We start from the raw sequence: 26,737 nt of genomic DNA, 5'->3' as shown, positions 1-26,737 counted from the left end.
AAGGCCGATGATTTTATCATCGGCCTTTTTTCTCGCTTTCAGAAGAATAACCGGATCAATTTCCGCCCTCGACAGGTGGCTCGCCCGGCTGCGCTGCATTGTCAGCCCCGGTTTCGTCGCCATTTTCTTCATCATTTTCCGTTTCGGAAATACGCTCGACCGAGACGACCTTCTCGCCATCAGCCGTGTTGAAGATCGTGACGCCCTTGGTCGAGCGTCCAGCGATGCGGATACCACCCACCGGAACGCGGATAAGCTGCCCACCATCGGAAACAAGCAGAATCTGGTCGCTTGCTTCTACCGGGAACAAGGCCACAAGCTTGCCGATTTCATCGGTCTTTGACGTATCCGTGGCACGAATACCCTTGCCTCCGCGACCGGAAACGCGGAATTCATAAGATGAGGAACGCTTGCCATAGCCAAACTCGCTGACGGTCAGGACCGTTTGTTCGCGAGCCTTGAGCTCCTGATACCGATCTTCGGACAGTTCCGCATCGGCACCGACTTCCTCGCCCACCACGACAATATCATCCGCATCGTCCGCACCCTGCGCGCGGCGTTCCGCGATAGAGCGCTTGAGATAAGCCGAACGCTCTGCTGCGTCGGCTTCGACATGCTGGAGAATGGCCATCGAAATGACTGTGTCGCCATCCGCCAGATTGATGCCGCGCACCCCGATCGAATTGCGGCCTGCAAAGACGCGCACATCAGTGACAGGGAAACGGATGCACTGGCCGCCGGCACAGGTCAGCAGGACGTCATCGAATTCCGTACAGGTTTCAACGGAGAGGATTTCGTCACTCTCGTCTTCCAGCTTCATCGCGATCTTGCCGTTGCGATTGACCTGAACGAAGTCGGAAAGCTTGTTGCGGCGCACCGTCCCGCGCGTCGTGGCAAACATCACATCGAGATTTGCCCAGGAATCCTCATCCTCCGGCAAGGGCATGATCGTGGTGATACGTTCGCCCTGCTGCAAAGGCAGCATATTGATGAGCGCCTTGCCGCGCGACTGCGGGTTGCCCACCGGCAGACGCCAGACCTTTTCCTTATAGACGATACCGCGCGAGGAGAAGAACAGAACCGGCGTATGCGTGCTGGCAACGAACAGGCGGGTGACGAAATCCTCGTCCTTTGTCGACATGCCCGACCGCCCCTTACCGCCGCGCCGCTGGGCACGATAGGTCGCAAGCGGCACGCGCTTGATATAACCGGCATGACTGACAGTGACGACCATGTCTTCGCGAGCGATAAGGTCTTCGTCGTCCATTTCCGCGCCGCCAAGGCCGAATTCCGTACGGCGCGGCGTGGCGAATTCGTCGCGAACGGCAATCATCTCGTCCTTGACGATGCTCATGACGCGCAGGCGCGACCCGAGAATATCCAGATAGTCGCGGATTTCCTCGCCGATCTTGTTCAGCTCATCCGCCACTTCGTCGCGGCCAAGCGCGGTAAGGCGCTGAAGACGCAGTTCCAGAATGGCACGGGCCTGTTCTTCGGAAAGATTGTAGGTATTGTCCGCATTGATCGTATGGCGCGGATCATCGATCAGCCGGATGAGCGGTGCTACATCCGCGGCAGGCCAGCGGCGTTCCATCAATTGCTCGCGTGCGGTAGCCGGATCGGGTGCCCGTCGGATAAGCGCGATCACCTCATCGATATTCGCAACGGCAATGGCAAGGCCAACCAACACATGCGCGCGATCACGCGCCTTGTTGAGCAGGAACTTGGTGCGGCGCGTCACCACTTCTTCGCGGAAGTGAACAAAGGCGCGCAGCATGTCGAGCAGCACCATCTGCTCGGGCTTGCCACCATTCAGCGCAACCATATTGCAGCCGAACGAAGTCTGAAGCGGCGTATAGCGATAAAGCTGGTTGAGCACCACGTCCGCAACCGCGTCACGCTTGAGTTCGACCACGACGCGATAGCCATCACGGTCGGATTCGTCACGCAGGTCGGAAATGCCCTCAATACGCTTGTCGCGCACCAGTTCGGCCATTTTCTCGATCATCGTCGCCTTGTTCACCTGATAGGGAACCTCGGTGATGATGATCGCCTCGCGATCACCGCGCATTGGCTCAATTGTCGCACGCCCGCGCATGATGACCGAGCCGCGGCCCGTGCTGTAAGCCGAATTGATGCCGCTGCGGCCCAGAATGATGCCGCCGGTTGGAAAATCCGGACCGGGAATGATCTCCATCATCTCTTCCAGCTCGATGGCCGGATTATCGATCAGCGCAACGCAGCCATTGATGATCTCACCCAGATTGTGCGGCGGAATGTTGGTCGCCATACCGACCGCGATGCCGCCGGATCCATTGACCAGCAGATTTGGAAAGCGCGCCGGAAGAACCGATGGCTCGCGTTCACGGCCATCGTAATTGTCCTGAAAATCGACGGTATCCTTGTCGAGATCGGACAGAAGGGATTCGGTGAGTTTTTCCAGACGGCATTCCGTATAGCGCATCGCCGCCGGAGGATCGCCATCAATGGAGCCGAAATTGCCCTGCCCGTCCACCAGCGGGTCGCGCATGGAGAAATCCTGCGCCAGACGCACCAACGCATCATAGATCGATGCGTCGCCATGCGGATGGTATTTACCCATCACCTCACCAACCACACCCGCCGATTTACGGTAGGGGCGATTATAGGCGAGATTCATCTCGTTCATGGCGTGGAGAATGCGCCGGTGCACGGGCTTGAGGCCGTCCCGCACATCGGGCAATGCACGGCTCACGATCACGCTCATTGCGTAATCGAGATAGGAGCGCTGCATCTCCTCGATAATGGAAATGGGTTCGATGCCGCTCGGACCGCTAGGGTCGCCGTTCATATCATCGGAACCGGGTGGAGGTGTATGATCTGACACTATTCAGTATCTTTCTCAACAGAATCGATAAAGTAACTTTATAGAGGAAAATGTCACAAAATGCCAATTTCAAGGCCATTTCAGGCGGTTGATTTACATTGATATTTCAATAGCTTAAAAGATATTCACATAAAGATCGCGCAATCTTGTTGCCCATATCCATCCTTTAAGTCGACCATAGGCCAGGCATCGGCTATGATCTGCGCGCTTGATCGCTCAGCGATAACAATAACGGGGCAAGCATCATATGGGGTTCTTCGATACGATTTTCAGCGCTTTCGTGACCCTGCTCGTCACCATCGATCCGCCTGGGCTCGCTCCGCTTTTTCTGGCCCTTACGCCGGGTATGGATCGCCAGTCACGCAGCCAGGTCGCATTGCGGGCATCGATAATCGGATTTATCGTCATGACGCTGTTTGCCGTTGCAGGCGTGCAGATTCTGGGCATGTTCGGCATAACGGTCGGTGCATTTCGCGTTGCGGGCGGGCTGCTCCTTTTCTGGATCGCTTTCGAAATGATTTTCGAAAAGCGCACGGAGCGCAAGGAAAAGAGCGCCGAAGTCGCCATCACAAAAGATCACATCCGCAATATCGCCGCCTTCCCTCTTGCAATTCCCCTTATTGCCGGCCCCGGTGCGATTTCAGCCATCGTGCTGACTTCGGATGCCTTTCATGGCATCGCTGCAAGACTGGCGCTGGTCGGCGTCATTTTTCTCTGCCTGCTATTGACCTATTTCGTGCTGCTTCTGGCCGAACGTGTCGACCGGTTTCTGGGAGAAACCGGTCGTTCAATTCTCACACGGCTGCTTGGCGTCATTCTGGCAGCATTGGCGGTCCAGTTCGTTGCCGATGGCATAAAAGCGCTTATGGGCAGCTGAAGACTTACTCCTGTTGCACGCCCAGCTTCATTAGCTGCTCGATAAAGGCAGAGATCGATAATTCCGCCGCCCCTGAGTTGTCGATGGTCACGACATCGCCGTGAGAATCGTTAAAATGGACTTCCCGTTCGAGCCTGCGGACGATTTCTTCGCGCGTTTCGCGACCACGCGCCGCCAGACGTTCAGCCAGAACCTCCGGTCGCGCCGTAATCACCAGGATCAGGCGCGAAGGATAAAGCCTTCGCACATCCTCCAGAACACGACGCGAAATATTGGCTATCACGACCCTGCCCCGCGCGATTTCCGCGTCAAGCGATATGGGCAAGCCATAGCTTAAACCATGGGCCTGCCAATGGAGCGTGAATGCCCCGTCACGAACCGCCTGCTCAAACGCCTCCGTATCGAGACTGTCATGGTCTTCATTCCCCGGCATTTGCGGACGGGTGATCACACGGCGCACGAAATGAAACCGCGCATCATTTTTCAGCGCCGCCCGCGCGCCATTCATGATCGTATCTTTGCCGGCCCCGCTGGGACCGACGACAGCGACGAAACAGCCTGCGGATTTATGCAAACCATCCATCACAATACGCGCGCGCCTTCGCGCCAGACCGTACGAACCACCGGGACAGTACGCTTTTCGTGAACCCGCACGAGGTCGGCACGTTTGCCTATGGCAATTTCGCCCCGATCATCCATACCCATGGCATCGGCGGGATTCTTCGTCACCAGACGGATGGCTTTCGGCAATTCTATTGCCTGCTCGCCCGATGCAAGGCCAAATACCGACTGAATGAGGCTGAAGGGAATATAATCCGACGACAGAATGTCGAGGCTGTCATTTTCGATCAGGTCGCGCGCTGCAATATTGCCTGAATGCGATCCGCCGCGAACAATGTTTGGCGCCCCCATGAGAATGGACAGTCCTGCATCTTTCGACGCGACCGCCGCTTCCATCGTCGTGGGAAATTCGGCAATCCGCACGCCATGATCCAGCGATTCGTCCACATGCGCGCTTGTAGCGTCATCATGGCTCGCCAGAACGATCCCGCGAGCGGCGGCAATATCGGCAATCGCCCGGCGATTGCGGGCCGAATATTTTGCCGAATCCTCCATGCGCTTTTCGCAATGCACGCGGAACTCCTCATCAGTGAGCTTCATCTTGCGCATGTAATAGGTGCGATAGGTGCCAAGATCAACGAATTGCCGCTGGCCCGGCGCATGATCCATGAGGGAAATCAGTTTTACCTTGTCGTCATTGGCAAACAGTTCAAGTGTTTCAAGACAATCCGCCGATGAAACCTCGCAGCGAAGATGCAGAAAATGGTCCGCGCGCAGGCGATTTTCCTCAACACCGCTTTCGATGGCATCAGCCAGCAGCCGCATGTCCTTCCCTATGAAGTCGCGGTCATAATCGGTGCCGACACGCATGGCATCGAGCACGGTAGTAATGCCGGAAGCAGCGACCTGTGCATCATGCGCCTGCACTGCCGCATCGACATTCCAGCGCACTTTCGGGCGCGGCGCATAATGGCTTTCAAGCTGGTCCGTATGCAGCTCAATAAGGCCGGGAATGATGAATTCGCCATCCATATCCTCGCCGCCATTGGCATATCCCTGATCAATCGCCGCGATCCTGCCGTCACGGATCAGAAGCGAACCCGAAACGATTTCATCCGCAAGCACGATACGGGCATTTTTCAGAACGGTTTCACTCGCCATGGGAAAGCTCTTTCATGATCGCAGCCGTATTGGCGGCCGTTTCATATTTGCTGAGGAATGCTTCAATATCGAGCGACCGGAAGTCGTCGAGCGCCTGACGCAGCCGCTCATGCGACCAGTCCCACCAGGCGAGCCGGTCGAGGCGATTGCCCGTTGCGGCATCGAAGCGCTCGCGGATAAGGCGGGCAGGCACGCCGCCCACAATCGTATAGGGCGCCACATCCTTGCTCACGACCGCCCCTGCGCCGATCACGGCACCATTGCCCACGGTAACGCCGGGCAGGATGGTTGATCCATGACCGAGCCATGTGTCATGGCCGATCTTCACGCGATTGCCCCGTCGCCAGTCGAAAAACTCGCTCTCATGCTCTGCATCCGGCCAGTAATCGCCGGCCCGATAGGTGAAGTGATGCAATGTGGCGCGCCATGTCGGATGATTGGTCGCATTGATGCGCACATGGCTCGCAATATTGGAGAATTTGCCAATTTCCGCACACCAGATCTCGCAGTCGATGCCCATATAGGAATAATCATCCAGAACCGCTTCGGATACGCGGCTACGCGCACCGATCTCAGTATAGCGGCCAAGCCGGGAATCGCTGATCTGTGCCGTTTCATGGACAAGAGGTTCGGTCGATAGCTTGGTCATGCTGCCACCTTCGGCGAAAAAGCGGTCACGTCGATAATCCGGTCGGCGACTTCAGCGCGCACGTCTTCATCATGGAAGATGCCGAGCATGGCCACGCCTTCTGCTTTCTTGGCCTTTATGAGATCAACGACCACCGCACGGTTCCTTGCGTCAAGCGAAGCGGTTGGCTCATCGAGAAGCAGCACCGGGTGATCGGTGATGAAGCCGCGCGCGATGTTGACGCGCTGCTGTTCGCCGCCAGAAAAGGTGGCGGGCGGAAGCGTCCATAGCCGCTCCGGCAGATTGAGCTGCGCAAGCAGTTCGCTCGCCCGCGCTTGGGCAGCTTCACGTTCGGTTCCGCGTGCGATTAACGGCTCAGCCACCACATCGATTGCAGACACGCGCGGCAATGTCCGCAGGAACTGGCTGACATAACCGATCGTATCGCGCCGTACGGCCAGAACCTCGCGCGGATCGGCAATGGCAAGGTCCACCAGCCCGCCCGCATGGCGAACCGCTATGGAGCCGGCATTCACTGCATAATTGCCATAGACCATCTTGAGGATAGAGCTTTTGCCCGCACCCGAAGGCCCGCCGAGTACGGCGCACTCACCCGCCTTGAGTTCAAAATTCACGTCCCGCACGACCGGCAGTTCGATGCCGCCCTGCAAGTGCATGGTGAAGGTCTTTGCCACGCCGGACACGGCCAGCGGAAAGGATGTTTCCAATAAAGTCATTTTCATCTTGCGCATGAAGTTTCGCTAATTTACGAAAAACATGCCACAACCTTCTGTTTTTACTGAATTATACCTGCAAGATCGACGATACGAGAAGCTGCGTATAAGGCGCTTGCGGATCGTCCAGTACACGGTCCGTCAGACCCTGTTCGACGATGTGGCCATCCTTCATCACCATGATGCGATGCGAGAGCAGGCGCGCTACCGCAAGATCATGCGTCACGATGACGACCGAAAGGCCAAGCTCGCTCACAAGGCTGCGCAGCAGATCAAGAAGTCGGGCCTGCACGGAAACGTCGAGACCGCCGGTCGGCTCATCCATGAACACAAGACGCGGTGCCGTTACGAGATTGCGCGCAATCTGCAAACGCTGACGCATACCACCCGAAAAAGCGCGCGGCTGATCGTCGATGCGATCGGCGGCAATTTCCACACGTCCGAGCCATTGAGTAGCATTCTCGCGGATATTGCCGTAATGGCGCTGCCCCACAGCCATGAGCCGCTCGCCGACATTGGCGCCTGCCGAAACGGTCATGCGCAATCCATCCGCCGGGTTCTGGTGTACGAAGCCCCAATCGGTACGCATGAGAAAGCGGCGCTCCGCTTCGCCGATCTTATAAAGATCGCGAAACATACCATCCCGCATACGATATTCTACCGTGCCCGATGTCGGCTCCAGCCGCGTGGCAAGGCAATTGAGCAGCGTGGTCTTGCCGGAACCGGATTCACCCACGATAGCCAGCACCTCGCCGGGCCAAAGGGAGAAGGAAATATCCTCACAGCCGCGGCGCATGCCATAGAACTTCGACAGGCCGTCAACTCTCAGCAGGGGTTCGCCGCTCATTCCGCAGCCTCCTTGTTTGCCGCCAGATGGCCGAAATGGCCGGCAGCCTGACGCTCTTCGCAATTATCGGTATCGGAACAGACGAACATCGAGCCGCCACGATCATCCAGCACGACTTCATCGAGATAGACGCCGCGCGCACCGCAAAGTGCACAAGGCTCCTTGAATTTCTGCACCTCGAAAGGATGATCCTCGAAATCGAGACTGACCACTTGCGTATAGGGCGGAACGGCATAGATGCGCTTTTCGCGTCCTGCACCGAAGAGTTGCAAGGCGGGCGACATATGCATTTTGGGATTATCGAATTTCGGCGTCGGCGACGGGGCCATGACGTAACGCCCCTCGATCATCACCGGATAATCATAGGTCTTGGCGATATGGCCGTGGCGCGCAATATCTTCGTAGAGCTTCACATGCATCAGCCCATATTCAGCCAGAGCATGCATCTTGCGCGTTTCTGTTTCACGCGGCTCCAGAAAGCGTAAAGGTTCCGGAATCGGCACCTGATAGACAAGCACCTGCCCTTCGCTCAGCGGATATTCAGGGATACGATGGCGCGTCTGAATAATACTCGCATCGCGCGTATGCGTGGTGATCGCCACATTTGCGGTTTTCTGGAAGAAAGCGCGGATCGAGACGGCGTTAGTGGTGTCATCCGCGCCCTGATCGATCACCTTGAGCACATCATCGGGACCAAGTATGGAAGCAGTCACCTGCACGCCGCCCGTGCCCCAGCCATAGGGCATCGGCATTTCACGGCTTGCAAATGGCACCTGATAACCGGGAATAGCGATCGCCTTGAGGATCGCACGGCGGATCATCCGCTTGGTCTGCTCGTCCAGATAGGCGAAATTATAGGTTGCGAGATCGCTCATTCTGCGGCCTCCTTCGAAGGGTTCTGCGTCTCTTCATGTTCGGCGCGCATACGGCGGATAAGTTCAAGTTCAGCCTGAAAATCCACATAATGGGGAAGCTTCAGATGTTCTACGAAACCGGTGGCCTGCACATTGTCGGAATGGGAGATAACGAATTCCTCATCCTGCGCCGGTGCGGTTACATCCGCATCGAATTCACGCGTGCGAAGAGCGCGGTCGCAAAGCGACATCGACATGGCCTTGCGCTCGCTCTGGCCGAATACCAGCCCATAGCCGCGTGTGAATTGCGGCGGCTGCTTGGCCGATCCCTTGAACTGGTTGACCATCTGGCATTCGGTCAACTGGACGCGACCGAGTGAAACGGCAAAGCCAAGCTCCGGAACATCGAATTCGACCTCGACTTCCCCGATGCGGATTTCACCCACGAATGGATGCGCATTGCCATAGCCGCGCTGGGTGGAATAACCAAGCGCGAGAAGAAACCCTTCATCGCCGCGAGCCAGCGCCTGCAAACGCAGATCGCGCGGCATGGGAAACGTCCAGGGTTCACGCGTAAGATCACCCGGCTCATGGCCTTCCGGCAACGCACCGTCCTCCTCGATCATGCCATTGGCGCCAAGAATATCGGTCACGCGTGGCGTGGCTTCCTTCTCGCTTTCGCGCAATTCCGGTTCAGCCACGGCAACGTCATGCGCCAGATCGGGATCAAGCAGGCGATGCGTGTAGTCGAAGGTCGGCCCGAGCAATTGCCCGCCCGGCAAATCCTTATAGGTCGCTGAAATACGGCGCTCAATCAGCATGTTTGCCGTTTCCATCGGGCGTGAATAGCCCAGCCGCGGCAAGGTTGTGCGATATGCACGCACCAGAAAAATCGCTTCGATGAGATCCCCGCGCGACTGGCGTATCGCCAGTGCCGCCAGTTCCCGATCATAAAGCGAGCCTTCCGCCATGACGCGATCGACGGCCAGCGCAAGTTGTTCGGCAATCTGGTCGAGGCGTAGCGCCGGAACCGAGCGATCTCCGCGCCGGCGATCATCGAGCAACCGGTGCGCATTGCGGATGGCCGTTTCGCCACCCTTGACGGCAACATACATATTCAGCCCTCCAGAAGTGTAATGCGGGTTGTGCGGGGAAGCGCAGCGACCGCGCCATCGCAGACGAGTACGAGATCGACACCCAACGGATATTGCGCGCCATTCTCCCGCCATTGATCGGCAAAGTCCTGCGGCAAACCATCGACATGGAGCACGCGCTCACCATCGATACCGGGCCCCTTCAAAACAAAGCCCTGCCCGTCTTGGAGCGATGCGACCGCAAGAACCACGGTTGTGGAACGGTCGGGAAATTCCGGCTCACCCTGTGAGAAATCTGCAAGCTTCGGCAGTTCTGCAACATTGCTGACAAGGGCAAACTGCGCACATGCAGTCTCGTCAGTGCGCGGAGCGCCGGTATGGAAGGAAAGCCAGCTACAGGCATCCGCATTGGCAGCGATTTCAGCATCGCACCAGAGGAGCGTGTCGTGATCGAGCAAGGTTGTAGCAATCATCCCAAGCTCGACAGACAGAGGCTCGGGCGGCATGACTGCGCGCAACAGCGGCTGAATGCGGCCCGGATTGGCCATTGCATGCATAAGAGCATGAAAACCCGATTGTGCTTCCGTGACGGGATCAGCCAATCCGCCGTCGAATGCAGGAGAGGAATGAAGCATCAGTTATCTCCCCGAACCATGGTGAAGAAATCGACTTTCGTTGCTGCGGCCTCGTCGCGCATTTTCGCGTCAGCCTTCTCCAGCCGGCTGCGAACCGCATCAAGAACCGTGCGTTCCACAGCTTCGCGCCTGCCCTCATCAAGCCACAGCGCATCGAACAAGGCGGCAAGCCTCGCCTTCTCCTTATCGCGCCCTAGAGCATAGGAATGCCCGACAGAACCATCGGCAAGACGAACCGTCGCGCGCGTCACCGTGGCTTCGCCCACATTAAACGGCGCGCCGCCGCCGCCAATGCGCCCGCGCAACATGACCAGTCCCGTCTCGGGACCGCGCAGAACCTCGAATTCAGGTCGTTGCGGCCATTGCTGCCAGAATGTTTCCAGTTCCTGCGTTTGCGCTTGCGCCAGAACCGCCATGCTGGCTTGCCGCGCTATCTGCGTCGCATCCAGCGCCGCTTCCTTTCCTGCGGTATTCGTCCCGCCGTCATCCGTTCTGTGCATGAATTCCTGCCCTGTTCGGCCCTGTTGACTTTGCATCTCTTGTTGTCTAGTGATATAGACAACTATACAATATAGTAATTCTTACACCGTGCCAATGACAGGACGATGACAATTCATGGCAACGACGCGACCGATTGAAAGAAAAAGCGGAGTGGCGATCTGGAGACAGATCACCGATGAAATACGCAGCGACATCATGGCTGGCAATTTTCAGCCGGGCGCGCGCATGCCTGCAGAAATGGAACTGGCCGAACGTTTCGGCGTAAACCGGCACACGGTACGCAGCGCCATTGCCGCGCTGACGCAGGAAGGCGTGCTGCGCGCCGAACAAGGACGCGGCACATTCGTCGCCAATGCCAGGCGGCTTACCTATAAGATCGGGCGGCGCACCCGCATCTCACAGGGGCTGGAGAAGCAGGTCAATGAAACCAGAGGAATTCTTCTGGCCTCGTCCCGTGAAATGGCGAATGCCGATATAGCGCTTGGCCTGAACATGCCCGAAGGAGCAGCGGTAATACGGTTGGAAACCATGCACAGCGCCGATGGTCGCCCTATTTCGATTGCGACTCACTGGATTGATGCCGAGCGTTTTCCTGCAATCGCCGAAGATTATGCGGTAAGTACATCCATGACGCTCGCCTTCAAGGCAGCAGGCCTGACCGATTATTTCAGAAAATCGACCACCATATCGGCTCATCACGCCACGCCCGAAGACCTCAAATATCTGAAACTATCGCCGGGAGCCATCGTACTGGCGGCGCGGGCAATCAATGTCGATACACAGGGGAAACCTGTTCAGTATTCGCTGACCCGCTTTTCCGCCGACCGTATGGAGCTTTCCATAGAAAACGAAACTTTATAACTTAATTAAAACAAAGATTTATAACAGAATATGAAACTTATAATTTAAAATAAAAAACAAGGGGCAGCACCAGCGCCCCTTGTTATGCCTGTTCGATTACGTCAAGAGCAATCCGGCCCGATCAGAATGGAATCTCATCATCCAGATCGCGAGAGAAGCCACCGCCGCCGCTCGATGAAGACGGGCCGGACGATCCAAAATCACCGCCGCCGGAATAATCCGACATCTGGTTGCGATTGCCGCCGCCACCGAATGAACGGCCCTGCTCGCCACCCTCGCCCCGGCTATCGAGCATCTGCAATTCACCGCGGAATTTCTGCAACACGATTTCGGTCGTGTAGCGGTCATTGCCGTTCTGGTCCTGCCACTTGCGCGTCTGAAGAGCGCCTTCGATGTAGACCTTCGAGCCCTTCTTCAAATATTGCTCGGCAACTTTCGCCAGATTTTCATTGAAGATGACGACGCTGTGCCACTCTGTGCGTTCCTTGCGCTCCCCAGTCTGGCGATCCCGCCAGCTTTCCGAGGTGGCTATCCGCAGATTGGCGATCTGATCACCCGAATTAAGGCGCCGGATTTCCGGATCAGCTCCAAGATTGCCAACGAGAATGACCTTATTGACGCTACCAGCCATAAATAAACTCCGGCTCTTTCCCCTGCACACACCCGGCGAACTGTCTCGCTCATCCCGGCGGTGCCTGTCTAAAGATAGAGAAGGCGCTACCTCGCACCCTCATCAAAATTCAATTGCCACCTTATAGCAGCCATCCCGTTCGCGCTCATTCTGGAGCAGGGAATTTTATAATGTCCACAGGAAGTTATGTTCTTGATTTGTTCAAAAAGCAAGACCCGCATCGACTATTTGATATTTTTCAACATCAAATGGCATGAGCATTGTTGTTTGCGAAAAGGAAAAGCCCTGCCGCTCACTGTTTCTCTGGCGCGCAGGGCTTGGGTTTGAGCGAAGCTCTTAGATCGGCAATTCTTCGCCGATAATCTATTTCGGAAATCAATGGCACGCGGCCATATGATTACCGCGCATGTTTGAAGTTTTCGGCAACCGCTTGCTCCGATCAACTATGCATCATTCCTTGCAGAAGATGCCTTGTGATGGGTGGCGATTGTGCTTTCATTTTCGTGAAAGCTACGCAACGTAGTCAGGCGGACTCATGCTCCTTCTCCCTTCTTGCGTCTGCTCGCTCAGCTTGGACCTCTTGGCGACATCGTTTCATCCCTTGACGACATCTCTCCATGACTGGCGAGTAAGGATAGTCTGCACCTGTCAGCAGAGACAGTCAACGCTCTTGCGTTCACATTTCGTATCGCCTATCAGAAAGCAGCTTGTTCGATATTTGTTCCAGTGCTAAAGCATGTCGCCCGGAAGTGGGAACCGGTTTCGGGATAACGACATGCGTTAAAACAAAAACTTAAAACGTGAGGAGCGAATCTGAAAGATCGCGACACGCTTTAAGGGCATCAGGTGAATGATCGGACCGACCCCTTCTCCCCGGAAGGTTAGACCCCATATTATGGAGCGGAGCGGCGCATGAACTTCCGGCGCTGCCAAATCCATGACGTGATAGAAAAGCAGGACGCGGAATGAGCGATCAGAAATTCATTTCCATACGCGGCGCGCGTGAACACAATCTGAAAAATGTTGATCTGGATCTGCCGCGTGACAAGCTGATTGTAATGACGGGCCTTTCAGGCTCCGGAAAATCGTCGCTCGCCTTCGACACGATCTATGCCGAGGGCCAGCGGCGTTATGTCGAAAGCCTTTCGGCCTATGCGCGGCAATTTCTGGAAATGATGCAGAAGCCCGATGTCGATCAGATCGACGGTCTTTCCCCTGCCATTTCCATCGAGCAGAAGACCACGAGCCGCAATCCGCGCTCGACGGTCGGAACCGTCACTGAAATATATGACTATATGCGCCTTTTATTCGCGCGCGTCGGCATTCCCTATTCGCCCGCCACCGGCCTGCCCATCGAAAGCCAGACCGTCAGCCAGATGGTTGATCGTGTCATGGAACTGGAGGAAGGCACCCGGCTTTACATTCTCGCGCCTATCGTGCGCGGCAGAAAGGGTGAATATAAAAAAGAACTGGCCGAGCTTCAGAAAAAAGGCTTTCAGCGCGTCAAGGTCGATGGCGCTTTCTACGAGATCGCCGATGCACCGGCGCTCGACAAGAAATACAAGCACGATATTGATGTGGTCGTGGATCGTATCGTCGTTCGCCCTGATCTATCAACACGTCTGGCAGACAGTCTTGAAACCTGTCTCAAGCTGGCGGACGGCCTGGCAATTGCCGAATTCGCCGACAAGCCATTGCCGCCGGAAGAAACCGCAGAAGGCGGAGCCGCCAATAAATCAGCGAATGAAACGCATGAACGGCTGCTATTCTCTGAAAAATTCGCCTGTCCCGTTTCCGGCTTTACGATTTCTGAAATAGAACCCCGGCTTTTTTCCTTCAACAATCCGTTTGGAGCCTGCCCCACCTGCGATGGTTTGGGCACCCAGCAGGCGATCGATGCCAAACTGATCCTGCCTGACGAAAATGCCGTATTGAAAGACGGGGCCATTGCGCCATGGTCGCGCTCGTCATCGCCCTATTATAATCAAACGCTGGAAGCTCTGGGCAAGGCCTATGGCTTCAAGATCAGTGCGCGCTGGAGCGACCTTTCCCCTGAAGCGCAGCAAGCTGTTCTTTATGGCACCAAGGGCCGCGAGATTATATTCAAATATGATGACGGCCTTCGTTCCTACCAGATGACCAAGGCTTTCGAAGGGGTTATTCCCAATCTTGAACGGCGCTGGAAAGAGACGGATTCGGCCTGGTCGCGTGAGGAAATCGAGCGTTTCATGTCCTCGACGCCCTGCCCGGCCTGTCATGGCTACCGCCTGAAACCGGAAGCGCTGGCCGTGAAAGTCGGCATGAAGCATATCGGCGAAATCACGGAAATGTCGATCCGCAATGCCGACGCGTGGTTTCGCGATATTGACGCCAAACTCAACGAGAAACAGCGCGAGATCGCAGCCCGAATTCTCAAGGAAATCCGCGAGCGGTTGCAATTTCTCAATGATGTCGGTCTCGATTACCTGACCCTTGCGCGCAACTCCGGCACGCTTTCAGGCGGGGAAAGCCAGCGTATCCGTCTGGCATCGCAGATTGGCTCCGGTCTGACCGGTGTGCTTTATGTCCTCGATGAACCAAGCATCGGCCTGCATCAGCGTGACAATGCCCGACTGCTCGATACGCTCCGCCATCTGCGCGATCTGGGCAATACGGTCATTGTCGTAGAGCATGATGAAGACGCCATCCTGACTGCCGATCATGTGGTCGATATTGGCCCGGCGGCAGGTGTGCATGGCGGTCGCGTCATAGCGGAAGGCACACCCAACGCCATCATGTCCAATCCGGATTCGCTGACCGGGCAGTATCTGTCGGGCGCTCTCGAAGTCGCCGTGCCTGCGCAACGGCGCAAGATTTCCAGGGAAAAACGCATTCGCGTCGTGGGCGCACGCGGCAATAATCTCAAGAATGTCTCCGCCGATATTCCACTGGGCACCTTCACAGCCGTCACCGGCGTCTCGGGCGGTGGCAAGTCCACCTTCCTTATCGAGACCCTTTTCAAAGCCGCATCGCGCCGCATCATGGGATCGCGCGCCCATGCAGCAGAGCATGATCGCATCGAAGGGCTGGAGTTTCTCGATAAGGTAATCGACATTGACCAGTCGCCCATCGGCCGCACGCCACGCTCGAATCCAGCCACCTATACCGGTGCCTTCACCCCTATCCGTGACTGGTTTGCCGGCTTGCCGGAGGCCAAAGCGCGCGGCTATCAGCCCGGCCGCTTTTCCTTCAACGTCAAGGGCGGTCGCTGCGAAGCATGTCAGGGCGATGGCGTCATCAAGATCGAGATGCACTTCCTGCCGGATGTTTACGTCACCTGCGACGTCTGCCATGGCAAGCGCTATAACCGCGAAACGCTGGAAGTTCTCTTCAAGGGCAAATCCATCGCCGATGTCCTCGACATGACGGTCGAGGAAGGCGCTGAATTTTTCTCAGCGGTCCCTGCGGTGCGTGACAAGCTGGAAACGCTCGCCAAGGTCGGGCTTGGCTATATCAAGGTCGGCCAGCAGGCCACCACGCTTTCCGGCGGCGAAGCGCAACGCGTAAAACTTGCCAAGGAACTTTCGCGCCGCGCCACCGGACGCACGCTCTATATTCTCGACGAGCCGACGACCGGGTTGCATTTTCATGACGTGGCAAAGCTTCTGGAAGTGCTGCAGGAACTGGTCGAACAGGGCAATACGGTCGTCGTGATCGAACATAATCTCGAAGTCATCAAAACTGCCGACTGGGTCATCGATCTTGGCCCCGAAGGTGGCGACGGCGGCGGCGAGATCGTGGCGGCGGGACGCCCGGAAGATATTGTCAAGGAACCACGTTCCTATACCGGGCAATTCCTCAAAGACTTGCTGGAGCGCCGCCCCGGCGGCGGCAAGGCCGAAGCAGCGGAATAGAGCATTTCCAGCAAAAAAGCCCGGATAAACCGGGCTTTTTTCATTCAAACTATCGTTTTGATCTAAAGCGTGTCGCGATCTTTCAGTTTCGCTCCTTACGCTTTAAGTTTTTGTTTTAACGCATGCCGTTATCCCGAAACCGGTTCCCACTTTCGGGCGACATGCTTTAAAAGATCAACCGTTGACGGCTTCTTTCAGGCCCTTGCCAGCCGAGAACTTCGGCACGTTGCGCGCCGGAATGGCAACTTCCTTGCCCGTCGACGGATTGCGGCCGGTGGAGGCTGCGCGATGCGAAACCGAGAAAACACCAAAGCCAGGCAGACGGACTTCTTCGCCTGCTTTCAGTGCGCCCGTAACTGCGGCGAGTACGGCATCGACAGCCGTTCCAGCATCAGCCTTGGTCAGACCGCCCTTTTCCGCAACAGCGGCCACCAATTCGTTCTTGTTCATAGGCTTTTCCTTTCTTGATTAACCGGAACGGATAACGTGACCGGATCGGGAGGAGTTTATTCAAAACGAAAGACAAACCAAGCCTAATAGCTGCAAAAAAGCCCGGAAAACCGGGGTTAAACACAGAAATGCCGGGCATTTAGCCCGGCATTATTACAATATATGACGACATCGATAATCAATGAGCGGTCGTCACGCCTGCGTCGTCCTCTACGGCAGGCGCCGTAACCGGAGTTGCCGGCTCGGTCCATTCAATCGGCTCAGGCTGGCGAACGAGCGCGTGTTTGAGCACCTCGCCCACCCGCGATACCGGCACGATCTCAAGATTGTTCTTCACATTGTCCGGAATTTCCGCCAGATCCTTGGCATTTTCTTCCGGGATCAGAACCTTCTTGATACCGCCACGCAGCGCCGCAAGGAGCTTTTCCTTGAGACCGCCAATTGGCAGCACACGACCGCGCAATGTGACTTCGCCTGTCATGGCAATATCCTTGCGCACCGGAATGCCCGTCAGCACGGAGACGATTGCCGTGACCATCGCGATGCCTGCCGACGGACCATCCTTGGGAGTTGCCCCTTCCGGAACGTGAACATGAATGTCACGCTTGTCGAAGAGCGGCGGTTCGATGCCGAAATCAACTGCACGCGAGCGGACATAAGAGGCCGCAGCGGAAATCGATTCCTTCATCACATCCCGAAGATTACCCGTCACCGTCATCCGGCCCTTTCCGGGCATCATGACACCTTCGATGGTGAGCAACTCACCGCCGACTTCCGTCCAGGCAAGTCCGGTGACGACACCGACCTGATCCTCGCCATCGATCTGACCGAAGCGATACTTCTCCACACCCAGATAGTCGGAGAGATTATTTTCGGTGATTTTCACCGATTTCTTCTTCGACTTGAGGATTTCGGTCACGGCTTTACGGGCCAGGGTCATCAGTTCGCGTTCAAGGTTACGCACACCTGCTTCCCGCGTATAATGGCGGACAACATTGCGCAGAGCCTCTTCGGTTACCGAAAACTCCTTGGGCTGCAAGGCATGATCCTTGATTGCCTTTGGCAGCAAGTGCCGTTTGGCGATCTCCAGCTTTTCATCTTCGGTGTAACCGGCAATACGGATGATTTCCATACGGTCCAGAAGCGGTCCGGGGATATTCATCGTATTGGCAGTCGTCACGAACATGACGTTCGACAGATCGTATTCAACTTCAAGATAGTGATCCATGAAGGTTGAATTCTGTTCAGGATCAAGTACCTCCAGCATTGCCGATGACGGATCGCCGCGGAAGTCCTGCCCCATCTTGTCGATTTCATCGAGCAGGAAGAGCGGATTGGACTTCTTCGCCTTCTTCATCGACTGGATGACCTTACCGGGCATCGAGCCGATATAGGTACGGCGGTGGCCGCGAATTTCAGCTTCGTCACGTACGCCGCCCAATGACATGCGGACATATTCGCGTCCCGTCGCCTTGGCGATCGAACGGGCCAGCGAGGTCTTGCCTACGCCGGGAGGGCCGACGAGGCAGAGAATCGGACCCTTGATCTTGGTCGAACGCGCCTGCACGGCAAGATATTCGACAATGCGTTCCTTGACCTTGTCCAGACCGAAATGCTCGGTATCGAGGATTTCCTGCGCAAAGTTCAGGTCTTGCTTCACCTTCGACTTTTTGCCCCATGGAATGGAGAGCAGCCAGTCAAGATAGTTGCGAACGACCGTCGCTTCAGCTGACATCGGACTCATGCTGCGCAGCTTTTTCAGCTCCGCCTGCGCCTTGTCACGCGCTTCCTTGCTCAGCCGGGTCTTGGAGATGCGTTCTTCAAGTTCGGCCACTTCATCGCGACCGTCCTCGCCATCACCAAGCTCTTTCTGGATCGCCTTCATCTGCTCATTGAGATAATATTCGCGCTGCGTCTTCTCCATTTGACGCTTGACGCGGCTGCGAATACGTTTCTCGACCTGTAGAACCGAGATTTCGGCTTCCATGAAGGAAAGGGCCTTTTCCAGACGCTCGCGCACCGAAAGGATCGACAGCATTTCCTGCTTTTCCGGCAGCTTGATCGCCAGATGCGACGCTACCGTATCGGCAAGCTTGGAATAATCGTCGATCTGCCCGGCAGCACCAACCACTTCGGGCGAAATCTTCTTGTTCAGCTTGACGTAATTTTCAAAATCCGAAACCACCGAGCGGGCCAGCGCCTCGATCTCGACAGCATCTTCTTCCGGTTCGTCCAGAGCGACGGCATAAGCCTCGTGATAATCCTCACGATCCGTAAATTTTGAAACCTGCGCACGCGCAATGCCTTCGACCAGTACCTTTACAGTACCGTCCGGCAATTTGAGAAGCTGCAAGACATTTGCAATCGTGCCGATTTCATAGATTGCGTCCGGCGCCGGATCATCGTCGGCGGCGTTTTTCTGCGTCGCAAGCAGAATTTGCTTGTCCACGCCCATCACTTCTTCAAGCGCGCGAATAGACTTCTCGCGCCCCACAAAAAGCGGGACGATCATATGAGGGAAGACTACAATATCGCGCAACGGCAGGACGGCATACAGCCCGTCGTCACCGCCCACTGGCGTCTTCTGTTCAATACTCGTCATTATACAAGTCCTTTCTCAGGCCGTTCGACCCGATTGCCACACCAGTGTCCCCTTTCGTCACGAGGCAGATCACAAAGCGTGCTTCGGTCCATACTTGGAGAGCCGAACCCCTTAATTCAAGCGGCTTTCATAGAATCGTCAACTATCCTGCGCCGTCCCGACATTTTGTACAATATCAGCCTTGCACTATGCCCCCATTGCAAACACCAATTGCTGTTTTCATGCATTGGACCGGCATAATGGAACCACAAAACGGCTGCTCTGATAGATGTAATCCACGGTTGCGGCAAGACGCCGACAAGGAAAAGGCCGCTTTCGCGGCCTTCCCACATAAACTATCGTAAACGATGGTCAGGCAGAGGCATTGCCTTTTTCTTCCTGACGTTCGGCATAAATGTAAAGCGGACGTGCACTGCCATCGACAACGTCGCCGGAAATGACGACTTCCTGCACGCCTTCCAGCGTCGGAAGTTCGAACATGGTATCGAGAAGAATCTTTTCCATGATCGAACGCAGGCCGCGTGCGCCCGTCTTGCGTTCGACGGCCTTGTTGGCAATCGCCCGCAACGCATCATCGTGGAAGCTCAGCTCGACATTCTCCATATCGAACAGACGCTGATATTGCTTCACGAGCGCGTTCTTCGGCTCGGTCAGGATTTTCACCAGCGCGTCCACATCAAGATCTTCCAGTGTCGCAATCACCGGCAAGCGGCCCACGAATTCCGGGATAAGGCCGAATTTCAGAAGGTCTTCCGGCTCCAGATCCTTGAAAATATCGCCAATCCGGCGCTCATCGATGGATTTGACATTAGCGCCAAAACCGATCGAGGTCTTTTCACCGCGAGCCGAGATGATCTTGTCGAGGCCCGCAAACGCACCGCCGCAGATGAACAGGATATTCGTCGTATCCACTTGCAGGAATTCCTGCTGCGGATGCTTGCGTCCACCCTGCGGCGGAACCGATGCCACAGTGCCTTCCATGATCTTGAGCAGCGCCTGCTGCACACCCTCGCCCGAAACGTCGCGCGTGATCGATGGATTGTCCGACTTGCGGCTGATCTTGTCGACCTCGTCGATATAGACGATACCGCGCTGCGCACGTTCGACGTTGTAATCGGCGGACTGAAGCAGCTTGAGGATGATGTTCTCGACATCTTCACCGACATAGCCGGCTTCCGTCAGCGTCGTCGCATCGGCCATGGTGAACGGCACATCGATGATGCGTGCCAGGGTCTGGGCGAGGTAGGTCTTGCCGCAGCCTGTCGGCCCGACCAGCAGAATATTCGATTTCGCCAGTTCGATGTCGTTGCTTTTCGACTGATGCGCAAGGCGCTTGTAGTGATTGTGCACGGCGACCGAAAGAACACGTTTCGCATCCTTCTGGCCGATGACATAATCATCAAGAACGTCCATGATTTCCTGCGGCGTCGGCACACCCTCGCGCGACTTCACCATCGAGGTCTTGTTTTCCTCGCGGATGATGTCCATGCAAAGTTCGACACATTCGTCGCAGATAAATACGGTCGGGCCTGCAATCAGCTTACGCACCTCATGCTGGCTTTTGCCACAGAACGAGCAATAAAGCGTATTCTTGGAATCGCCGCCGCCGTTGCTGACTTTGCTCATTGCAGTTTCCTTTCAATAAACCGAAACGAAAGCCGGCTTCACCGGATGTTCATTTCGATCGTTTCTTCCGGTTCGGTTCCCTTGCCATCACCGCAGGCTTCCCGACCGAAGAAGTCCTTGCGGTGACTTTTGCAGAACCTGCAGCGGGGAACAATTGAAAAAGTCCGCTCCCCCTGAAGATTCGGCATAATCCGAACGATTCTAGCGCGCCGAACCCCAACATATGCTTAACGCCGCGCGTTAACCTTTACGTACGGCCAAAAAATAAGCCGCTTTTGTGGCAGGATACTCTAAAAATCGGGGAATCCGACAATCCGGCTTCCTTTACTTAGCCTCTTCGACGCCTGCGTCTCGCGATTCGATGACCTTGTCGATCAACCCGAATTCAAGTGCCTCCTGCGCAGTCATGAAATGGTCACGATCAAGCGTCCGTTCAATGGTCTCGTAATCGCGACCGGTATGTTTGACATAGACTTCATTCAGGCGGCGCTTCATCTTGATGATGTCCTGCGCATGGCGTTCAATATCCGATGCCTGACCCTGAAAGCCGCCGGAAGGCTGATGCACCATGATACGTGCATTTGGCAGCGCATAACGCTGACCAGTGGCGCCCGCGGTCAGAAGCAGCGAGCCCATCGAAGCGGCCTGCCCCATGCAAAGTGTGGAAACGGGCGGACGAATGAACTGCATCGTATCATAAATCGCCATGCCCGAGGTTACAACGCCGCCGGGCGAATTGATGTACATATTGATCTCTTTCTTGGGATTTTCCGATTCCAGAAAGAGCAGCTGCGCGCAGATCAGCATCGACATTCCGTCTTCGACGGGGCCATTGACGAAGATGATGCGTTCCTTGAGCAAACGCGAGAAAATATCATAGGCCCGCTCGCCACGGTTGGTCTGCTCGACCACCATCGGCACGAGGTTCATGACGGTTTCAATAGGATCTCTCATTATGGGCCTCTGAAATTATGGCGGTAGGATGAATTTGAATCGGCGTTACACCATACATAGGGCTATGCGGCCCTCTTTCGCAAGATGCTGCTCAATCCAGCTCTGGATCCCGATCAACAGGCTTAATGCCGCGTTTCTCGTTCAATATTCTTTGCGCATTTTCCGTCAGCCGCGCGCGAAGGCGAACCGAACCATCCTCCAGATCTTCACGCTCGACATCGCTGCCATGCTGGTAAATCCAGTCAAGAATTTGCAATTCAAACGGGGACAGCAAGACCTCAACCGTACTCAATGTACCGGCTATGCGGGTTTCGATCTGTGAGAGCAGCCTGTCAACACCTTCCCCCGTCAAGGCTGACAGGGGGATGGGGCGTCCCTCTTCATTGCCTGCCGCAGCCAGCCGAAGCGCCGCTTCACGTCCCGCTTCGTCCAGATTATCGATCTTGTTCCAGACTTCAATGACGCGATGACGGTCCTGCGCCTCAATGCCAAGGCTTGTCAGAATGCTTTCGACATCTTCAGACTGTGCTGCATTATCGGGGTCGGAAATATCCCGCACATGCAAGATGAGATCGGCCTCGACCACCTCTTCGAGCGTGGCGCGGAAAGCCGCGACCAGATGGTGCGGCAGATTGGAAATAAAGCCCACCGTATCCGAAAGGATGACGGTCTCGCCGTGCGGAAGACGGATTCGCCGCAAGGTCGGGTCGAGCGTTGCAAACAGCATGTCTTCCGCAAGCACTTCCGCGCCGGTCATACGGTTAAAGAGCGTGGACTTCCCGGCATTGGTATAACCGACCAGCGCCACGATCGGATACGGCACCTTGCGCCGTTTCTGCCGATGAAGATTGCGTGTGCGCACAACCGTTTCAAGCTCTCGCTTGATGCGCAGGATTTTCTCCTGAAGCATGCGCCGGTCGGCCTCGATCTGGGTTTCACCCGGGCCGCCGAGAAAACCGCTGCCACCGCGTTGCCGCTCAAGGTGGGTCCAGCTTCTGACGAGACGTCCTTTTTGATAATTGAGATGCGCAAGCTCGACCTGAAGCGTGCCTTCCTTGGTGCGCGCCCTTTCGCCGAAAATCTCCAATATCAGGCCCGTCCGGTCGATGACCTTGACGTTCCATTCCTTTTCGAGATTGCGCTGCTGCACGGGCGTCAGGGAGTGATCGACGATCACCAGCTCGATTGCTTTTTCTTCAACCAGTTCGGCAATCGCTTCAACCTTGCCCGTGCCAAGCAATGTTGCCGGGCGCGGCGCATTGACGATCACGCTTTCCGCATGGACGATATTGAGATTGATGGCGCGCGCCAGCCCCACCGCCTCCTCCAGCCGCGCCTCATTGGAGCGCTGAAGCTGGGGTTTGACCGCTTCTTCACTGGTGGTGCCCGAACTATAGCGTTCCGGCAATATGGGGACGATCACCGCAGCCTTTGTCGGCTCGGCATCGGTCGGATCGACATCCTTGTTCTGGATGGCAGGTGATGTGTTTTTATTTTCGTGTTTGACCAAACAGGATTACTCCGGGGCTGCGGATAACTTATCCGTGCAGATAGGTTATCAACCAAGCACTTTCAAACAATCAATGCCCCGGCGAATCGCTTCATGACCCTGAAACCGTATCCGGCCAGGATCATGATCGAATAAATTTTGAAGGCTTCAAGCTTCCTCGCCTTCGAACATCTGCACGGGCTGACTGGGCATGATGGTCGAAATAGCGTGCTTATAGACCAGCTGTGAATGACCATCACGACGCAAAAGCACACAGAAGTTGTCGAATGATGTCACGATACCGGTAAGTTTCACGCCATTGATCAGAAAGATCGTCAGTGAGATCTTCTGCTTGCGGACAGAGTTGAGAAACAGATCCTGAAGGTTTTGCGATCGCTCAGCCATTGTTTTTATTCCTTTATTCGACCAGCAGTTAACTCGTCTGAGCGCAGACGACCATGCGCGCATATATAAATCAAGTTAGCGGAACGCACAAAGCCCCCACCTGATTGCAATTGTTGTGGAAAGACAACTGCGTCGCATCCAGACTCCGGTTAACAGGATGAAAATATTTAGGCAACCTGCAATTTGATTGCACCGGCTTCAAAAACCAAAGGATCGCAACAATCTTTCGTTATTTTCAATCGACTGCAAGCAATCCAGCCTCTTTCAAGCATCCAGCACCGGCCTCCCTGTGCTTCTGCGCCTGCCGTAAATAATCAGAAAAACTCGAAACTGACGCGGAACATCTGTTCCACATGCTTGATGGCGTCGGAGACTGCGAAGATCACCACCCGGTCCTTGGGTTTTATCCGGACATCGCCATTGGGCTGAATGACCTTGCCTTCACGGTAAATCGCGCCGATCCGCAATCCTTCCGGCAAGTCGAGATCGCGCAGCGGCACCCCCACCAGAGTCGATGTTTCCATCGCCTCGGCTTCAATGATTTCCGCCATGTCGCGATAGACGCTGTAAACGGCGCGAATACGCCCGCGCCGAACATGCTGGAGAATCTTGGAAACAGTGACCGCCTTTGGATTTATATAGGCGTCGATACCCACCATATGGGTAAAATCCTGATAGGCGACCGTATTGATCAGTGCCATATTCGACTTGCAGCCCAGTCTTTTTGCCATGATGCTTGCCAGAATATTGACCTGATCCTGATTGGTGAGCGCCACCATCAGGTCCGCATCGTCAATATCTGCCTCTTGCAGCAGGGTCTGATCAAGCGCACTGCCATGCAGCACCATGGTTCGGCTGAGCTGATCGGCAATAGCAAAAGCCCGCTCATGATCGCTTTCGATCATTTTGACCTTTGTATGCCATTTACGCTCTTCGATGGCCCGGGCGACATACAGCCCGATATGTCCTCCGCCTGCAATGACGATCCGGTGAGCTTCGGGCTTTTCATGACCAAACAATGAAAGCGTCCGGCGCACCTGCTCCCGCGTGGTGACGACATAAGCGAGATCACCGGCATGAAGCTGGTCAGACGAGCGCGGAATGAAAAGACTGTCGTTGCGAACCACCCCCACCACGGTCGCGGTAAGATCGGGAAACAAATCGGATAATTGCTTGAGCGGCGTGTTGATGACCGGGCATTCTTCAAGACACTCGATGGCAAGGCCGATGATCTTGTCATCCGCAAAACGCAGGACATCCGTAGCGCCCTGAAGGGCGATACGCCGCAGCACGACTTCCGCCACTTCCAGTTCAGGCGAAATAATCACGTCAATCGGCAGGTTTTCACGCAGGAACAAGTCCTGATACTCGGCCTGAAGATAGGACTGGGCACGAATACGCGCGATCTTTGTCGGCACGTTGAACACCGAATGCGCCACCTGACAGGCCACCATATTGACCTCATCGGACAGAGTAACCGCGATGATCATGTCAGCTTCATTGGCTCCGGCCGCAGCAAGCACATCCGGTTGCGATCCATGTCCAACAAAACCGCGCACATCGAGCGTGTCACGCACGATCTCGATATGTCGCGCCGACGTATCGATTACCGAAACATCATTTTCTTCCGCCGCAAGACGTTCGGCGATGCCATAACCGACCTGCCCTGCTCCGCATACGATTACCCGCATGATCCCGGTCCGCTGCTATACGCCAAGAGACTTCAGCTTGCGATGCAAGGCTGAACGTTCCATGCCCACAAATTCGGCCGTTCGTGAAATATTGCCGCCGAAACGATTGATCTGCGCGATCAGATATTCCTTTTCGAAGCGTTCGCGTGCTTCACGCAAAGGCAGGGCCATGATGTGCTGATCCGACTCCGTCGGCGCACGCGGCAGCGTATCGCCAATTTCGGCAGGCAGAAGATCGGCGGTTACTGGCGCTTCCGGATCGTCACCGCGAGCCAGAATCATCACGCGCTCGACATTATTGCGCAACTGGCGAACATTACCCGGCCAGCTATGGGCCTGCAGGACGGCCATGGCATCGGGGCCGATCTTGCGCGGTTTGATCCCCGCCTGTTCGGCAATCTGCGCCATGAAATATTCAACCAGCGCCGGAACATCCTCGCGCCGCGCCGCCAGCGCCGGTACATGCACCGGCACCACCGAAAGCCGGTGAAACAGATCTTCGCGGAAGGTACCCTCGGCAATCATGCCTTCGAGATTCTGCGCCGTCGATGAAATGATGCGCACGTCGACTTTCACGCGCTTGGTCCCGCCCACACGTTCAAACTGCTGGTCGACGAGAACCCGCAAAATCTTGTTCTGCGTTTCGCGCGGCATATCGGCGATCTCGTCAAGATAGAGAATACCGCCATGTGCTTCTTCAAGCGCTCCGACCTTGCGTTCACCCCCGTCCATTTCAGTGCCGAAAAGCTCTATCTCCATGCGCTCCGGCGTGATGGTGGCAGCATTCACGGTTATGAACGGCCCATTGGAGCGACTCGACTGCGCATGGATGGCACGCGCGGCAAGCTCCTTGCCGGCGCCCGATGGCCCGGTAATCATGATGCGGCTGTTGGTCGGCGCGACGCGCTCGATCGTCTGCCGCAACTGATTGATGGCCAGCGATGTTCCGATCAGATCGAGACTGTGTCCGCCGCGCTTACGCAGGCTGGACACTTCGCGCTTGAGCTTGGAGGTTTCCAGCGCCCTCTCCGCCACAAGAATGAGACGGTCTGCCTTGAAGGGTTTTTCAATGAAATCATAAGCTCCGCGGCGGATTGCGGAAACCGCCGTTTCAATATTGCCATGACCGGAAATCATCACCACCGGCAAATCAGGATGCTGTTTCTTGATCTCATCGAGAAGCGCAAGGCCGTCGAGCCTGCTTCCCTGAAGCCAGATGTCGAGGAAAACCAGCCGGGGCACGCGATCGTCAATAGCCGCAAGCGCACTGTCCGCATCGAAAGCGGTGCGGGTTTCGTAGCCTTCATCGCTCAGAATGCCCGCGACAAGATCCCGAATATCCGCTTCGTCATCAACCACAAGAATATCGGCTGCCAT

Annotated in this window: 22 protein-coding genes; 3 read left to right on the top strand and 19 right to left on the bottom strand. The window is 55.8% G+C overall.

All coding sequences use genetic code 11. The features are described 5' to 3' along the window. Positions 1 to 55: 55 nt before the first annotated feature. Positions 56 to 2,830, bottom strand: coding sequence for a DNA gyrase subunit A (gene gyrA / locus DKP76_RS08895; protein WP_109706104.1), 2,775 nt, complete (start codon positions 2,828 to 2,830; stop codon positions 56 to 58). A gap of 283 nt (positions 2,831 to 3,113) precedes the next feature. Here gyrA and DKP76_RS08890 point away from each other — a divergent pair, with 283 nt between their 5' ends. Beyond that, the gene (locus DKP76_RS08890) at positions 3,114 to 3,743 is read left to right on the top strand and encodes a MarC family protein (RefSeq protein ID WP_109706103.1); all 630 of its coding nucleotides are present in this window, start codon (positions 3,114 to 3,116) and stop codon (positions 3,741 to 3,743) included. A gap of 4 nt (positions 3,744 to 3,747) precedes the next feature. Here the strand turns inward: DKP76_RS08890 and phnN are convergent, their stop codons facing one another. The 9 genes from phnN to phnG all read right to left on the bottom strand — a co-directional run bounded on the left by phnN (position 3,748) and on the right by phnG (position 10,757). Then, positions 3,748 to 4,326, bottom strand: coding sequence for a phosphonate metabolism protein/1,5-bisphosphokinase (PRPP-forming) PhnN (phnN, locus tag DKP76_RS08885; protein ID WP_109706102.1), 579 nt, complete (start codon positions 4,324 to 4,326; stop codon positions 3,748 to 3,750). Further along, positions 4,326 to 5,465 (bottom strand): alpha-D-ribose 1-methylphosphonate 5-triphosphate diphosphatase, encoded by a 1,140-nt coding sequence (locus DKP76_RS08880; protein WP_109706101.1) that lies wholly within the window; start codon positions 5,463 to 5,465, stop codon positions 4,326 to 4,328. The genes phnN and DKP76_RS08880 overlap by 1 nt, the downstream gene beginning before the upstream one ends. Then, positions 5,455 to 6,114: a DapH/DapD/GlmU-related protein gene (locus DKP76_RS08875; RefSeq protein WP_109706100.1), complete on the bottom strand. Its 660-nt coding sequence runs from the start codon at positions 6,112 to 6,114 to the stop codon at positions 5,455 to 5,457. Before DKP76_RS08875 ends, DKP76_RS08880 begins: the two co-directional genes overlap by 11 nt. Beyond that, on the bottom strand, positions 6,111 to 6,830 hold the full coding sequence (phnL, locus tag DKP76_RS08870) for a phosphonate C-P lyase system protein PhnL (protein WP_109706509.1): 720 nt from the start codon (positions 6,828 to 6,830) through the stop codon (positions 6,111 to 6,113). The genes DKP76_RS08875 and phnL overlap by 4 nt, the downstream gene beginning before the upstream one ends. Before the next feature lie 67 nt (positions 6,831 to 6,897). Continuing rightward, positions 6,898 to 7,674, bottom strand: coding sequence for a phosphonate C-P lyase system protein PhnK (phnK, locus tag DKP76_RS08865; protein ID WP_109706099.1), 777 nt, complete (start codon positions 7,672 to 7,674; stop codon positions 6,898 to 6,900). Further along, the gene (locus DKP76_RS08860) at positions 7,671 to 8,549 is read right to left on the bottom strand and encodes an alpha-D-ribose 1-methylphosphonate 5-phosphate C-P-lyase PhnJ (RefSeq protein ID WP_109706098.1); all 879 of its coding nucleotides are present in this window, start codon (positions 8,547 to 8,549) and stop codon (positions 7,671 to 7,673) included. The genes phnK and DKP76_RS08860 overlap by 4 nt, the downstream gene beginning before the upstream one ends. Continuing rightward, positions 8,546 to 9,643: a carbon-phosphorus lyase complex subunit gene (locus DKP76_RS08855; protein ID WP_109706097.1), complete on the bottom strand. Its 1,098-nt coding sequence runs from the start codon at positions 9,641 to 9,643 to the stop codon at positions 8,546 to 8,548. The genes DKP76_RS08860 and DKP76_RS08855 overlap by 4 nt, the downstream gene beginning before the upstream one ends. A 2-nt stretch (positions 9,644 to 9,645) precedes the next feature. Then, entirely contained in the window at positions 9,646 to 10,257 is a 612-nt protein-coding gene (gene phnH / locus DKP76_RS08850) for a phosphonate C-P lyase system protein PhnH (RefSeq protein WP_109706096.1), read from the bottom strand. Beyond that, positions 10,257 to 10,757, bottom strand: coding sequence for a phosphonate C-P lyase system protein PhnG (phnG, locus tag DKP76_RS08845; protein WP_109706095.1), 501 nt, complete (start codon positions 10,755 to 10,757; stop codon positions 10,257 to 10,259). Before phnG ends, phnH begins: the two co-directional genes overlap by 1 nt. Before the next feature lie 115 nt (positions 10,758 to 10,872). Between phnG and phnF the strand changes: the two genes are divergently transcribed. Continuing rightward, on the top strand, positions 10,873 to 11,619 hold the full coding sequence (phnF, locus tag DKP76_RS08840) for a phosphonate metabolism transcriptional regulator PhnF (RefSeq protein WP_109706094.1): 747 nt from the start codon (positions 10,873 to 10,875) through the stop codon (positions 11,617 to 11,619). Positions 11,620 to 11,740: 121 nt separating this feature from the next. Here phnF and ssb read toward each other — a convergent pair whose 3' ends face one another. Continuing rightward, positions 11,741 to 12,250, bottom strand: coding sequence for a single-stranded DNA-binding protein (gene ssb, locus DKP76_RS08835; protein ID WP_109706093.1), 510 nt, complete (start codon positions 12,248 to 12,250; stop codon positions 11,741 to 11,743). Between the two features lie 965 nt (positions 12,251 to 13,215). Between ssb and uvrA the strand changes: the two genes are divergently transcribed. After that, positions 13,216 to 16,143 carry an excinuclease ABC subunit UvrA gene (gene uvrA / locus DKP76_RS08830; RefSeq protein ID WP_109706092.1) on the top strand — a complete coding sequence of 976 codons (2,928 nt, stop codon included), beginning with the start codon at positions 13,216 to 13,218 and terminating at the stop codon, positions 16,141 to 16,143. A gap of 174 nt (positions 16,144 to 16,317) precedes the next feature. On the opposite strand, the gene DKP76_RS08825 is transcribed toward uvrA, so the two are convergent. The 8 genes from DKP76_RS08825 to ntrX all read right to left on the bottom strand — a co-directional run bounded on the left by DKP76_RS08825 (position 16,318) and on the right by ntrX (position 26,737). Then, complete coding sequence (locus tag DKP76_RS08825) at positions 16,318 to 16,593, bottom strand: HU family DNA-binding protein (protein WP_109706091.1); 276 nt, start codon at positions 16,591 to 16,593, stop codon at positions 16,318 to 16,320. Positions 16,594 to 16,771: 178 nt separating this feature from the next. Continuing rightward, positions 16,772 to 19,195 carry an endopeptidase La gene (lon, locus tag DKP76_RS08820; protein WP_109706090.1) on the bottom strand — a complete coding sequence of 808 codons (2,424 nt, stop codon included), beginning with the start codon at positions 19,193 to 19,195 and terminating at the stop codon, positions 16,772 to 16,774. 351 nt (positions 19,196 to 19,546) lie between these two features. After that, positions 19,547 to 20,821, bottom strand: coding sequence for an ATP-dependent Clp protease ATP-binding subunit ClpX (gene clpX / locus DKP76_RS08815; RefSeq protein ID WP_109706089.1), 1,275 nt, complete (start codon positions 20,819 to 20,821; stop codon positions 19,547 to 19,549). A gap of 324 nt (positions 20,822 to 21,145) precedes the next feature. Beyond that, on the bottom strand, positions 21,146 to 21,775 hold the full coding sequence (clpP, locus tag DKP76_RS08810) for an ATP-dependent Clp endopeptidase proteolytic subunit ClpP (protein ID WP_109706088.1): 630 nt from the start codon (positions 21,773 to 21,775) through the stop codon (positions 21,146 to 21,148). A 91-nt stretch (positions 21,776 to 21,866) separates the two neighbouring features. Then, positions 21,867 to 23,249 carry a GTPase HflX gene (hflX, locus tag DKP76_RS08805; RefSeq protein WP_425349390.1) on the bottom strand — a complete coding sequence of 461 codons (1,383 nt, stop codon included), beginning with the start codon at positions 23,247 to 23,249 and terminating at the stop codon, positions 21,867 to 21,869. Positions 23,250 to 23,432: 183 nt separating this feature from the next. Further along, the gene (gene hfq, locus DKP76_RS08800) at positions 23,433 to 23,669 is read right to left on the bottom strand and encodes an RNA chaperone Hfq (RefSeq protein ID WP_002964239.1); all 237 of its coding nucleotides are present in this window, start codon (positions 23,667 to 23,669) and stop codon (positions 23,433 to 23,435) included. A 314-nt stretch (positions 23,670 to 23,983) separates the two neighbouring features. After that, positions 23,984 to 25,360, bottom strand: coding sequence for a Trk system potassium transporter TrkA (gene trkA / locus DKP76_RS08795; RefSeq protein WP_109706086.1), 1,377 nt, complete (start codon positions 25,358 to 25,360; stop codon positions 23,984 to 23,986). Positions 25,361 to 25,375: 15 nt separating this feature from the next. Beyond that, positions 25,376 to 26,737, bottom strand: coding sequence for a nitrogen assimilation response regulator NtrX (ntrX, locus tag DKP76_RS08790; RefSeq protein WP_109706085.1), 1,362 nt, complete (start codon positions 26,735 to 26,737; stop codon positions 25,376 to 25,378).

The organism is Falsochrobactrum shanghaiense (assembly GCF_003149535.1).
In the GTDB taxonomy this organism is placed as follows: Bacteria; Pseudomonadota; Alphaproteobacteria; order Rhizobiales; family Rhizobiaceae; genus Brucella; species Brucella shanghaiense.
This window is presented reverse-complemented; position numbering and strand designations above follow the sequence as displayed.